Annotated in this window: 10 protein-coding genes and 2 pseudogenes; all 12 read left to right on the top strand. The window is 35.0% G+C overall.

Translation table 11 applies throughout. The annotated features are described in order from the left end of the window. Positions 1–120, top strand: a pseudogene (locus tag DXT99_RS27650) (IS1 family transposase); the annotation flags it as partial. Between the two features lie 1,020 nt (positions 121–1,140). Beyond that, entirely contained in the window at positions 1,141–1,275 is a 135-nt protein-coding gene (locus tag DXT99_RS27825) for a hypothetical protein (protein WP_262511390.1), read from the top strand. Positions 1,276–1,304: 29 nt separating this feature from the next. Next, positions 1,305–1,475, top strand: a complete 171-nt coding sequence (locus DXT99_RS27280; RefSeq protein ID WP_181885283.1) for a hypothetical protein — start codon at positions 1,305–1,307, stop codon at positions 1,473–1,475. 717 nt (positions 1,476–2,192) lie between these two features. Further along, on the top strand, positions 2,193–2,996 hold the full coding sequence (locus tag DXT99_RS26250; protein WP_246001065.1) for a polysaccharide biosynthesis/export family protein: 804 nt from the start codon (positions 2,193–2,195) through the stop codon (positions 2,994–2,996). Between the two features lie 11 nt (positions 2,997–3,007). After that, on the top strand, positions 3,008–5,338 hold the full coding sequence (locus DXT99_RS26245) for a GumC family protein (protein WP_115568574.1): 2,331 nt from the start codon (positions 3,008–3,010) through the stop codon (positions 5,336–5,338). Positions 5,339–5,412: 74 nt separating this feature from the next. Continuing rightward, on the top strand, positions 5,413–6,816 hold the full coding sequence (locus DXT99_RS26240; RefSeq protein WP_115568573.1) for an oligosaccharide flippase family protein: 1,404 nt from the start codon (positions 5,413–5,415) through the stop codon (positions 6,814–6,816). A 215-nt stretch (positions 6,817–7,031) separates the two neighbouring features. Continuing rightward, on the top strand, positions 7,032–8,051 hold the full coding sequence (locus tag DXT99_RS26235) for a hypothetical protein (RefSeq protein ID WP_147294324.1): 1,020 nt from the start codon (positions 7,032–7,034) through the stop codon (positions 8,049–8,051). Between the two features lie 71 nt (positions 8,052–8,122). Next, positions 8,123–9,097: a beta-1,6-N-acetylglucosaminyltransferase gene (locus DXT99_RS26230; protein WP_115568571.1), complete on the top strand. Its 975-nt coding sequence runs from the start codon at positions 8,123–8,125 to the stop codon at positions 9,095–9,097. A gap of 63 nt (positions 9,098–9,160) precedes the next feature. Further along, positions 9,161–10,192: a glycosyltransferase family 2 protein gene (locus DXT99_RS26225; RefSeq protein ID WP_115568570.1), complete on the top strand. Its 1,032-nt coding sequence runs from the start codon at positions 9,161–9,163 to the stop codon at positions 10,190–10,192. 85 nt (positions 10,193–10,277) lie between these two features. Next, complete coding sequence (locus tag DXT99_RS26220; RefSeq protein ID WP_115568569.1) at positions 10,278–11,354, top strand: glycosyltransferase; 1,077 nt, start codon at positions 10,278–10,280, stop codon at positions 11,352–11,354. A 54-nt stretch (positions 11,355–11,408) separates the two neighbouring features. Continuing rightward, positions 11,409–12,542: a glycosyltransferase gene (locus DXT99_RS26215; RefSeq protein ID WP_181885282.1), complete on the top strand. Its 1,134-nt coding sequence runs from the start codon at positions 11,409–11,411 to the stop codon at positions 12,540–12,542. Between the two features lie 140 nt (positions 12,543–12,682). Next, a pseudogene (locus DXT99_RS26210) lies at positions 12,683–12,919 on the top strand (IS701 family transposase); the annotation flags it as partial. Positions 12,920–13,481 lie beyond the last annotated feature (562 nt).

Here is a 13,481-nt window from a genome sequence, read left to right as displayed (position 1 = left end):
CTCAGGCAGAGATGTGCTCGCTTGGTCAGGAAATCCCTCTCCTTCTCTAAAAAGCTCGAGAGGCACCTGATGGCAATACGTTTCTTTGTGGCTAACTACAACCTAACATTACTTTTATAGAATTACCAAAATTTGTTACTGAAATCAAAAGTACATGTAGGAATAAAACTTACTACACAATAAGATTATTTGATGTTTATATAACTACCTGCTTATTGTATTTAATTGTTATTAAAAAGATTTTTTAAATAATAATATACTTTTTTGTTAAAATAATTTTAATTATATCGGATGCATCTTATAAAAAATTGAATACTGGCATTAATTTAATTATAATAGCCACAGCTATAAAAACACACAATGAGGCAATATTTGCCGTCATAGTAGGTACTGCATCCCGCTTAAGGACATGGCTGTAAATGTCAAAAGTGTTGGAACTGAAAAACCAGCAGAAATTTAAAAGTAAAATCGTCAACTTATAGTCATAGACATCCACCCAGATAATATCATGATCTGACATAAGAAAAGAGGCATAGAGGGTCCCATTTAAAAGGGCATAGTCCACTACGACATTTATCCATCTAAATATGGTGGAATATTTCTGAGCCATAATACATAAAACATTTACCAATGAATAATCAACTGATAGCACTAAATGATTTGATAGGAAAGTAATAGTAAAAAAAAGAATTAGTAATAAGGGTGAAATGAACTACATACTTGAGAGCAAGAGGAATTTTAAATGTTAGATTACCCTCTTTATATAATAGGTATATTTAAATTATTATAAACATAGTAATTTTATTTCAATTTAGTTTAGGTTAACTACTTTGAGGATGTGTATGTAGTAATTTTATTAGCTAAAGTATATTATTATAGGGTAGACACTTCTTTTAATATAATAATATAGGCTTGGATATTTATGATTTTTTTATTAATCATTCAGTATTTCATCAAGTGAAGTTATAAATTTCCTATTATAGGAACATGCTTAGTTTGATAGCTAGTAAGAAGGTTTGGTAGGCTATTATTAAGAGCTAGTAGTTTATGAATTGTCAATTGAATACAGATATGATGTAACTTAACAGAACCAGGAGTTACGTAGGTTGATTTTTGAACGTAAAACAGGAGTGATAAGCGATGGAACCTGCCCAGTATATAGCTTATCTGTTGAAAGAGCCGCGCAAGGTGAATTGTGTGAAAGCCTGTGAGGTGCTGGAGGCGTCACATGATGAGAGCAACCGCTTCCTTTTGAGCAACCATTTTACCGGTTAAGACCTGTATGAGGCGGTCAGGCAAAGCTTGTGCCTGGAAGGTGGCACGCTGACAGTGGATGCTCGGTGCTGGATAATCCCTTCAACGACGCCGCCAGCACGGAGTTGGTGGGGTACTTCTGGTCAGGCAGGCACCACCGCACGGTCAAGGGTATGAGCTTAATCACCTTGTTTTACACCGACCTGGCAGGGCTTCACTGAAAATTTCCGAATATACCGCCATCAGGAGGGGAAAACAAAGCATGCTTACTATCAGGAGATGGTCCGCGAGTGCCGGCGCTGGAGACAGTGGGTGAGTGCAGAAAGCTGGTACACTTCATTGTAGAACCTAAAGTTCCTGAGAGACCAGGAGGTGGGCTTTCTAGTAGGGCTGGAGACAAACCGCACCGTCTCCACTACCCCCTAGCTGCTATAAGCAGGTGGGGATGGTGGAGCATGTGCCGGAGGAGGGCTTGTTCACTCATCTAAAGGGTTTTGGTTTAGTGAAGGTGTTTCGGACAGTGGACACAGAAGTCCACGTGAGGCACTACGCCATGTACCTACCCGACAGGGAGAGGTGCAGGCACATCACCAGGGAGCAGTTGCAAGGGGTGAAAAAGTAGCACTGGAACGTGGAGGAGTGTTTTTTCGCACCTTTAAGTAGGAAATGCTGCCCAGCACTTCTTCGTGCGCGCCACATAGGCCATTTAAATCACATCTTCTGTCTACTGTGGGCTTTTCAGCGGCTCACTTGGATGAGTCAGGACAGTATCATTGAAAATGTAGGTGCCCTCCAGAGAAAGCTTTTCCTGCAAGCTCAATGAGTATTCGTTTATAACTATGCGTAACTCCTAATAAATTAAAATATTATTGCTTAACAAAAAGTATTTATTAAATTAGGGATAATTTTTAATAAAATAATCACAAATACCTCTTCTTATGACCTTGACAGATATCAAATATTGTAAAGTTGCAGTCATGCTATGTGTACTATTCGAAGCATTGGTTTTATCAGGCTGCACTAATACGAAGGAGGCAATCTATTTTAATAGTGTAAATAACTCCGAATTTACAAGTGATGTACAAGACCTGGAACCAGTAATTAACAGCAACGACTTATTGAGTATCTCCGTAAGTAGCTTAAACCCAGAAGCATCCCAAATATTTAATACACACTACATCAGTACTTTACAGCAAAGCACTGCAACCAACTCACTATTACAGACATCCGGATATTTAGTTGATCAAGAAGGATATATTCTTTTCCCTCACCTTGGAAATATAAAAGCCGCCGGCTTAACAAAAAAAGCCCTCAAGAATAGCATTACGGCAGAGCTTACTAATAAGAAACTATTATTAGAACCTCATGTAGATATTCGTTACCTAAACTATAAAGTGTCAGTACTTGGCGAAGTGGCACACCCATCTGTACTTACTATACCAAATGAAAAAGTAACGCTCTTAGAGGCACTTGGACTGGCAGGTGATTTAACTATATACGCAAATCGAAACAGAGTCTTATTAATAAGGGAAGAGGGTGGAAAGAAGAAATTAACAAGGATAAACTTAACAACTGATGAATTATTTACCTCTCCACATTACTACTTAAAATCTAATGATATCATATATGTGGAACCAAATAAAACAAAAATTGCAAGTGCAAGTCCAACAAGGCAATGGCTACCAGTTGTTCTCAGTGCACTTTCCTTGGCTGTTATTAGTATAGATCGCTTAAGCAGGTAACTCATAGAACTATGTCAAACAATATCCTAGACAGGAGTGATAATCTATTCACTCAACTGATGTACAAGTACTTTCCTTATTGGCCGATGTTTGTGCTGCTACTTGTTGCGTTCTTTACGGGAGCTTGGGCTTATTTAACTTTTTATGCTACACCAACTTATGAGGCTACTGCTACCTTGATTATTAAAGATGAAAACAAAGGGGTAGACGATCCGGCTATGTCGGAATCAATTAATCTATTTGCATCAAAAAAAATAATTGAAAACGAAATTGAAGTTATTGGGTCCAGAGTTCTGATGAAAGAAGTCGTGCAGCATTTACAGCTGTATGCACCAATTTTTGAAGATGGTATATTCAAATCAACATCAGCATACATTAGTTCACCTGTCGTCATAGAACATGAAAATCCAGATAATGTTCCTTTGAATACACTTGAAGCCCCTAAGATATATTTTTCTTATGATGCAGAAAACACTATAGTGAACATCGAGGGCCAGAGTTATATAATAAACGAATGGGTTAAAACTCCTTATGGTGTACTGCGTTTTTCCTTAAATGACAAATATGCATTGCAACCTGCCAATCCACTTTATTTTTCTCTGATTCATCCTAAAAAGGTAACAGAGTCTTTGATTGATGAAGTCAAAATTAGCCCAGCCAGTAAGTTATCTACAGTAGTCAATTTGAAAATTAAGGACAAGGTACCTCAAAGAGGCGAAGACATTCTTAATAGGCTTATTTACTCCTATAACCAGGCAGCTATAAAAGACAGAGATCATTTGGCTAAAAACACACTGGCCTTCATAGAAAACAGAATGAAACTTGTTGAGAAAGAGCTAGCTATTGTTGAAACAGATGTTCAGCGTTATAAATCAAGCAAAGGTGTTGTAGATTTAAGTGAGCAGGGAAAAATGTTCCTTCAGAATCTTGGGGAAAATGATCGTAAAACTTCAGAAATTACTCTCCAATTAGCAGTACTAGATAAGGTTGAAAAATACATTGTTTCAAAAGAAAATACAGCTGGTATTGTTCCCTCCACACTAGGTGTTAATGACCCCGTATTATCTCAGCTTTTACAAAAGCTATATGATTCAGAAATTCATTATGAAAAATTAAAGAAAACAACTGCTGAATTTAATCCAATTATGATTTCTATTAAGGACGAAATAGGCAAAATTCGTCCAAGCATTCTAGAAAATGTGCGAAACCAACGGGAAAACCTGAAGGCAAGTCTCACCGACCTGGCATCAACTAATTCTTCTTATAATGTTGTTTTACAGTCCCTCCCAAAGAGGGAGAGGGAGTTACTAGAGGTTAGCAGGCATCAAACTACTAAAAGCGATTTATACAACTTTCTTCTTAAGAAAAGGGAAGATATTGCTCTGACCTATGTACCTACAACCGGAGATAGCAGAGTCGTGGATATGGCAGAGGCCTCTTTAACACCGGTAGGGTTAAAGCCTAAGTATATCTATTTTATGGCTGTGTTGTTCTCTTTTATTACAGGAATAGCATTGATTGCCGGAAAGGAAAGGCTAAATAACAAAATATTATTTAGAGCAGAGATACAGGCATGTACTAATGCACCCATAGTAGCCGAAGTATCCTATGTAGATTATAAAGGGAAATCATCCTTTCAGGCACCAACAGAAGCTTTTATAGTAGAACAATTCAGGCAAATGAGAACTACTATGGGATTATACAGTCGCTGCTTCAGCAAAAAGAAAATTATAGTTACATCAAGTATTCCTAGTGAGGGCAAAAGCTTTGTAAGTAGTAACCTTGCTTATAGCCTAGCGCTTTCTAAAAAGAAGGTAGCATTGGTTGACATGGATTTCAGGAGCCCCAGTACCTCAATATCTTTCAATGTATATAAAGAACCAGGCGTGACGGATTATCTAATGGGTGAAATACATCATAATGAAATTTTGCATAAAACGGAGTTTGAGAACTTCTACGTTATATCAGCAGGCACCAATATTGGCGATAATACCGAACTATTGCTAAATGAAAGACTTGAGCAACTATTTTTAGAACTAGAGGGTGCATTTGATTACATTATATTAGACACTCCTCCCATTGACTTTGTTACAGACGCATACCTGCTGGCAGCGTTTTGTGATATAACATTACTGGTTGTCAGGCATAATTTTACTCCGAAAAGTACAATTCAACGCTTAAAAGAGTATTCTAATACTAAGCAGCTAAAAAACATGGCTATAGTTTTTAATGGAGTTAAATCGAGAGGTTTCATGAAAGGTAAATATGGTTATGGGTACGGTTATGGGTATGACTGTGTCTATAGTAATGAAGCTTATAAAGCCAAAGTCGCAGACTGTTAAAAATCTATAACAAAGGCTTTAATTTGTTGCTCCTAATATAGGTTTTAGCTAAGGCTCTTGCTAACTATTTTTTTATGTTAAATAAACTTCTTAATAATACTGTCTTTAAAAATTTTTCTTATTTAACTATAAGTACAGCTATTTCACAATTACTTAGCTTTTTCACAATATTAAAGATTACAAGCATCTTAACTCCTAATGACTATGGGGTATTTACATTTTTAATAGCACAGGGAGCCTTGCTATTAACTATTGGAGATTTAGGAATCAGAAATATAGTTATACGCGCTATCGCTAGAAACCAATATATCACTAATGACTTAGTTGTTAATGGTGCAGTGCTGAGAACAGGAACAATGCTCTTGCTGTCGTTGCTATACACCATTTATAATTATTTTTTAGGAAGCCTTGTTAAGGAGCAGCTTCTACTCATCTTTGTTTATACACTTATCAACTGCTTTTCCAATTTGGTTGAGATGGTTTTCATAGGAAACCAGAAAATGCTGCAACCTTCTCTCATCAACCTACTGTACAGCATAATTTGGTTCAGCATAATATACTTTCTGCCAACCAATGCTATCGATGTCACTTATCTTTTTTCGCTATTTACCTTACTAAGCATAATAAAGTTTAGTATTTACATCCTTTTCCTTAAGTACTACAAGTTGCTAATAGGAAAAGTTGAAGGTTTTTTTAAGTCAACAAGAAAATTGATTAGCACTAGCTGGCCTTATTTTCTGATGGTCCTGATTATGTTACCTCTTACTGGTTTAGCTAATAATTTCTTAGACCTAAATTCTACTAAAGAAGAAGTAGGATATTTTAATTTGTCACAAAGACTGATTGGACCTATAGGATTAGTAATAACCATGTCTCTAACTGCTATTTTCCCTAACTTGTCCTCACTCTGGAGCAAGAATGAAGGTAAGTTTTATCATTTTATTTCAGTAGGATTTAAGTACTTCATGTTATCGGCCTTGATCTCGTGCTTTCTTTTTTCATTATTTGCTCATGAAATAGTCATAACAATTTTCCCGAAAAACTACTTACCAGCGGTGAAGGTCTGCCAGATACAGATTTGGTATTTATTTTTAACATCAGTTGATAGCTTAATCGGAACAGTACTTGGAGCTATCAATAAAGAGAAAATGATATTAAAATTTGGTATTGTATACTGTTGTTTTTGCACACCAGTATTATTCTTTAGTAGTAATTATGGAGCTCTTGGATTATCATTTGGTTATGTATTATCGTTTGGTATATGCCAACTTTATGTATGGAATCTTTTTACTAGAACTTTAAATATTAAGATTAGATATGACAACTCACTATGGATGCTCGCTGTTATTCTTTTTGTTGTATCTCTTTCTATACCAGTAGATGTCTCAATACTTTACAGAATTACTTTATCACTTGCAATACTTGGTGGGGTGTCATATTATATCTTAAGAACTTATAAGATTTCTTTAATAAAATGATAAGGCTACTTCAAATTATATATATATTCTTACTGGTGATCATCACCCTTAAATTTTTTGACGCTCGTTTTATCGACAAGAGTCTCATAAACAGTTTACTGTTCGTAACCCTTACCGGCACAATATTTTTATCCCTTCCGTTTGTATTTCCTAGAAATAGTGGATTTGTACTTCCGGTTCAGCTAATAACTGCCTCTATTCTATTTTCAATCATAATGGCAAACATATCTTGGGAACAAAATTTCAAGGACAGCCTTATTGAAACTACTCCCTATCTACTTTGGATGCTGTTTTTTTACCTTTTATATATAAGAATTCCAATCAGGATACTAGAAAATATTATTATTATCTATGGTATCTTATACATCGTGCTTTACTTCATCCAATTATCAAATAGTCACAACGTATTATTTGGTAAACCAATATCGGGAGGAGATGAATTTACAGAGCAAAGAGGCATGACAAGAATAATCTTTCCAGGCGGCGGCATATTCATCTTATCCATCTTTATAGCATTAAATAAGCTTACTACAAAAGTTAAAAATTTATGGTTTTGGCTATTAATTACATGTTTAGGCTTACTTATTCCAATACTACAGGTAACCCGACAATTTATTGCTGGTATAATGTTGATCTACTTATACCATTTTACACAAAGTATAAGTCTTTTTAAGAAGACGTTCCTACTCCTGCTATTTGGCGGTATTGTTATAACTGCTAGTTACGTTGAACATCCGATACTTCAGGGATTGATCGAAACACAGGAAAGAGATGCAAACTTGGGGGAAAACTATATTAGAGTATTAGCAGGCAATTACTTTATGACTGATTTTTCACCAAATACCCTTAGTAAAATATTTGGTAATGGAGTGCCCAACTGGGGGATATCTGACTATGGTATATTTGTGGAAATTTTGGCTCATGAACAAGAGTATTACCTATCAGATGTCGGTATTATTGCAGTATATGCAATGTTTGGCATAATTTCAATATTAGGATATATAATTATATGGATAAAAAGCTTTACTATACCTTTGCCAAAAGAATATTATTATTTAAAGTATTACTTATGGTTTTTATTATTCACGAGTTTTACATGGTTTACAGTATATCACTATCACTACATGATTTCAACTGTATTTGTGCTATATATCTATCAACACTTATATGAAGGACAAGAAAATTATGCCAAAACGATTGCAGAGGAAAGCAAACCTTTTATTGTTAATAATTAATATTTATACTTATTAAGTAAAATTTCTATTTCAGGACATCTGAACGCTCACTATATTTAATACCATTGATAATGGATATAAATTATATCATTCTTGCACATAGGCTGCCTGAACAACTTCATCGACTAATCAATAAATTAGATGCTGCCAATTGCAGCTTTTATATCCACATAAATAAAGCAATAGATATTGCACCCTTCAAAGAGTACTTCTTAAATAGATATAATATTTATTTTATTAGTGACGATAAAAGAGAAAGTATCAGCTGGGGAGATTTAACATTAGTCAAAGCAACAATTAAAATTCTTGAACAGATAGTTTTAGATAATAGAAACGGATACTGTGTATTATTAAGTGGTCAAGACTACCCTATTAAGAGTAACGATTTCATAAACGATTATTTAAATAAAAATGCATCAATAAACTTTATTTCTACATTTCCATTTCCAGCAGAATGTTGGCCTGAAGGTGGTATGCCTAGACTACAAAACTATAAGATTAACAGGTCTTGTGCTTATAAAGATTACGTAATGTTACCTTCCATTTATGATTGCACCTTTTACAATCCCCGCATATTAATGAAAATATTTTCATTAATAATTATAGGTAAATATGAATTTATCTATAAAATTATAAAGAGAAGAACATACCCTTCTTATTTAAAACCTTATGGTGGAGATTTTTGGTGGGCACTTCCAATTAGGACAATAAGAAAAATATTAAGCTTCTTATATAAGAACAAGGATTACATAAAATATCATGAAGACAGCTTATTACCTGATGAAACCTTCTTTCATAGTATTATTATGAATTTATTTGAAACAAATGAAATATCTAAGATAAAACCTTCATTAACCTTCGTAAAGTGGGCATCTCATAAAGACTCTTCACCAGTAACATTTACAGTTAAAAATTTAAATGAAGTGGTCCGTGAGAATAAATTATTTGCCCGTAAGTTCGATATGAATGTGGATGAATCTGTGTTGGATGTAATTGATGGCACAAAGCCCATTAAGTATATAAAAATTAATCCCATCCCCTCATAGCCAGTACAATGTTTGACACCTTGGAATATAAAATAATTAGGCAATTAACTCAACTTAAATAATATGACCGCACCCTTATTATCAGTTGTAATGCTTGTATTTAATGGTGAGAAGTACCTTAATGAAGCAATTGAAAGTGTGCTAACCCAGACATTTAAGGATTTTGAGTTAATCATTATAAATGACGGTTCCACTGACAAGTCGATAGATATCATCTCATCTTATTCTGATAAAAGAATTAGATTACTTGATAATAAGAATAACTCAGGAATTCCCTATTGCAGAAATATAGGATTGAACTTAGCGAAAGGTGAGTTTTTGACTTGGAGCGATTGTGATGACATAAACTTACCTGATAGATTCGAAAAGCAGATCGATTTTCTGAGAAGTAATCCCTCTATTGGAGGTTGTGGTACATGGCTTTTACGCTTCAAAGGGTCTAAATCTCACTATGTTCAAAAAGCTGATAAGGATCCCGAGTTTATAAAGGCATGTTTGATTTTTAAGCCGGCAATTCCGAATGCAACTGTGATGCTTCGGCTTAGTGAAATTAGAAAATTTAAGTTGTACTATAATACCAATCTCCCCATTGCGGAAGATTATGATTTTATATTGCGATGTAGTAAGTATCTTAAATTCTCTAACATACAGGAGGTTCTCTATAAGTACAGAGATTCTGAAACAAGTATAATGGAGCAGTACAAGCTTAAAGAAGAGAAGAGTTATCAAATACACAAAATAGTCTATGCCGAAGCTCTAGAAATATTAGGCATTACTCCAAGCGAATCAGATTTGGTAGTACATAGATCCATCGGTTCACAAAGTTTATTTGAAAGTCTATTGGAATTTATCAGTTGCTATAATTGGCTTTTAAATATTCAATTTGCTAATAATCGAGAGAGGGTATTCGATCAGAAAATATTAAACAAGGTTCTGGCTGCCCAATTTTACTTTATAAGCAAGAAGGCATCAAAGTTTGGATTAGCAACTTTGAAATATTACCTGTCAAAATCTTTGCTCAATAAGTGGAACATTAAACCATATGAAGCTTTTAAGTTGTTTATTAGATGTTCAATAAGATATAATAAGTTCTAAAGCTGGCAGTGTCGAAACATATGATTACGAAGGGAAATTCTTGTTTATCAGCCTAAAGTGAAACATAATCTCAACTAAATAATGTATGAAAAAGAAAGTTTTAATATTATCATCTTCACAATTCGGGTATTTAACGGATACGCTGAAATATTGTGAACATGCTTCTGATGAATTTGACTTTACTTATATTGGCTGGGATTATAATAGAAAAAAGATTTATCTACCTTACACCAATGTAAAATATGTCAGCCGCAAATCAAACAAAATATTTAGAAATATAAAGCTGCTATATACATTTCATAAAGAAATTGGTAAGGGCTATGACATCACCTTTATTAATTATACCCGAGGAGTTTCGTTAGTTAAAATGTTTAATCCTAATGAAAAAGTAATTCTAGATATCAGAACTTTGTGTGTTAATCCTAGTACATTAAAAAGATTCTTTTATGATCTTGTTCTTAGACTAGAATCTATATTCTTTAATAACATTACTGTTATAAGCGAAGGCATAGCCAAAAAATTATGGTTGAAAGATTATCACATATTACCTTTAGGAGGCGAGTATTTCTCTCATAAATCTAAATGTTATGAAAATCTATCTCTTCTATATGTAGGCACATTGCAAAATAGAAATATTATAGATTGTGTAAAAGGGTTTCATCTATTTCTCAAAGAACATCAACATTCAGAACCTGAACCTCTTTTTACAATTATTGGAGATTCCCCGGATTATGAATTAGATGAAATAAAAAGCTATGTGCACTCGAATAAACTAGAAAAAAACATAAACATTATTGGTCGTATACCTCAAAGTGAACTTAGCCCGTTTTTTGAGATGGCAAATGTAGGTGTTTCTTACATTCCGATGAGCCCTCATTTTAATCACCAACCACCAACTAAAACCTATGAGTATCTAATCTCCGGATTACCGGTAATTGCAACGGCTACTCATGCAAACAAGAAGATTATGAACGAGGAAATGGGAACATTTATTGAAGACAATGCAATGTCATTTTTGACCGGTATGAAAAAGATTTTTGAGCAAAGGGAAAGCTATGATAGCGAGCATATTCGTCATTTATATGCTCCTTTTTCTTGGAATAACATTGTGAAAAAGCAGTTTGTACCAATGATAGGTAAACTTATTAGCTCCAGTAACTAGGTCTCCTTATGTAGATGTAGATATTGTTGACCGACACTTGAAATGTTTAAAAAAATGGTACTACACTTGCAAAGGAAATTTATCGGTAAGACTGAAACATTCATCGCCAATCAAATCAATGCACTACCCCTTTATCGTCATTATGCTTTTACTGTTCAGCATATAGAATATTTGCACAATATCGCAGAAGTATTCGCTCCTCCTCTTCCTCAAAACTTTTTAGATTTGAAGTTTTTAAGCACAAAGAATAAACGGTATTTTAAGGAAAAGCTTTTTCACCTTAACGTAAATATAATACATAGTCATTTTCTTACCGACGCAAGTTTCTTTCACCCATTCACAAGAGAAGTTAATGTTCCAAAAGTCTGTTCTTGCTATGGATATGACGTCTCAGAATTTCCTAAAAAATTTGGGATCTTCTCTAAACTGTATTTAAGCAGGGTATTTGAAGATTATGATCTGTTTCTTGCTATGTCAAATGACATGGCGGGAGAATTAAGTAAGCTTGGCTGTCCATCAGAAAAGATAAAAATACACTACCATGGTATTGATACTCAACGCTTTAATATTATTAGAACCTATCGTAACCAAGCGGGAGTTATTAACCTTCTATCTATTGGAAGGTTAGAGCCTAAAAAAGGACATCTTGTAGTATTGAAGGCCTTGAAAAAAATTAAACTAGAATATCCTGAAATAAATCTAAAATATACTATTGTTGGTGAAGGCTATTTAATGAATGAATTATGTTATTATGTAACTAGAAACAATTTAAGCGAAATCGTTGAATTTAGAGGGCATATAAATCAGGGAGAAGAATTCAACAAGATTCTAGTTCATGCAAATATTTTTCTTTTACCAAGTGTAACACCAAAGAATGGAAACAAGGAAGGTATACCAGGCACTATAGTGGAAGCTATGTCAAGCGGTTTACCAGTTATAAGCACCTACCATGCAGGAATACCTCATGCAATTGAAAATGGTGTTACTGGTTTTTTATTAGAAGAATACAATCATGAAGGTATTGCGGAATGTATAGTAAAATTATATTATGATGAAGATTTGCGTCAAATGATAGGCCAAAATGCAAAAAGGTTTGCTCAGAAAAATTTAGATTTAAACACAAAAGCAACTGAGCTTGAAAGAACATATCTAAATCTTATAAAAAGTTATAACCTATCTGAAGTTTAATTAACACTTACAGACACCTATTCATAAATTTTAGTAGCAGAACCGCCACATTAATATTATCGCTTATGTTATAATAGAAGTTACGTAGGTTGATTTTGTACGTATAACAGGAGTAAAAATAAATGGATTCTGCCCAGTAAATAGCTGATCTGTTGAGTGAGCCACGAAAGGTGAATTGTGTTAAAGCTAGCGAGATGTTAAAAGTTTCTCATGATGAGATCAGCTGTTTCGTTTTGAGTAGCGACTTTAGGGGCAAAAACCTGTTCGAGGCGGTCAGAGCGGGCCTGTGCCTGGAGGGGGGCACGCTGTCGGTGGATGTTCGGTTACTGGACAAGCCTTTCACCGACCCATTCAGCATGGAACTGGTAGGGTATTTCTGATCAAGCCGGCACCATAGGACCGTGAAGAGCATCAGCCTAATCACCCTTCTTTAAACGTATCCGTCCTACCAAATACATATTGTGCCGGTTGATCTGGTAGGATAGTTTTGTTTGAAAAACAGAGCTATGGATAAAACAGAGCGGATGCTCTAGCTTGTGGCCGAATGACGGAGCAGTGGCATGACACAGAAAGCGTTCTGCCGGGAGGCAGGTATAAAACCGGGCATGTTCAGTTTCTGAGTGTTTCGCAGCCGCGAAAAGCGCTTTGGCAAAAGATGTGTAAGTGATCTTCCCCAACGGTGTCAGAATAAGGGTGCTCTTGGGCGACGTGAATACGCTTTCCCACCTGATCAGGCTTCTCCCTGGGCTTTGGCACCGTTATTACCTTTACCGCGGCCACTGTGACATGCGCAAATCCTACGACGGGCTGTGCGTATCCGGCCGACCAAGTACGTCTTTCCCTCTGTTGTAGCAGTTTCTACTTTTGTTGAAAAACAAGATGATAGAACAGAAAGAAGAGATGCTACGCCTGGTGGCGGTTTATGAGGAAAGCGGTGTG

The organism is Pontibacter diazotrophicus (genome assembly GCF_003367245.1).
GTDB lineage: Bacteria > Bacteroidota > Bacteroidia > Cytophagales > Hymenobacteraceae > Pontibacter > Pontibacter diazotrophicus.
This window is presented reverse-complemented; position numbering and strand designations above follow the sequence as displayed.

Bases quoted from the DNA above. Each gene is read 5' to 3' on its own strand.
- DXT99_RS26230 (WP_115568571.1), top strand. From the start codon at position 8,123: ATGGATATAAATTATATCATTCTTGCACATAGGCTGCCTGAACAACTT.
- DXT99_RS26240 (WP_115568573.1), top strand. From the start codon at position 5,413: ATGTTAAATAAACTTCTTAATAATACTGTCTTTAAAAATTTTTCTTAT.
- DXT99_RS26250 (WP_246001065.1), top strand. From the start codon at position 2,193: ATGACCTTGACAGATATCAAATATTGTAAAGTTGCAGTCATGCTATGT.
- DXT99_RS26235 (WP_147294324.1), top strand. From the start codon at position 7,032: ATGGCAAACATATCTTGGGAACAAAATTTCAAGGACAGCCTTATTGAA.
- DXT99_RS26220 (WP_115568569.1), top strand. From the start codon at position 10,278: ATGAAAAAGAAAGTTTTAATATTATCATCTTCACAATTCGGGTATTTA.
- DXT99_RS26225 (WP_115568570.1), top strand. From the start codon at position 9,161: ATGACCGCACCCTTATTATCAGTTGTAATGCTTGTATTTAATGGTGAG.
- DXT99_RS27825 (WP_262511390.1), top strand. From the start codon at position 1,141: ATGGAACCTGCCCAGTATATAGCTTATCTGTTGAAAGAGCCGCGCAAG.
- DXT99_RS26215 (WP_181885282.1), top strand. From the start codon at position 11,409: ATGGTACTACACTTGCAAAGGAAATTTATCGGTAAGACTGAAACATTC.
- DXT99_RS26245 (WP_115568574.1), top strand. From the start codon at position 3,008: ATGTCAAACAATATCCTAGACAGGAGTGATAATCTATTCACTCAACTG.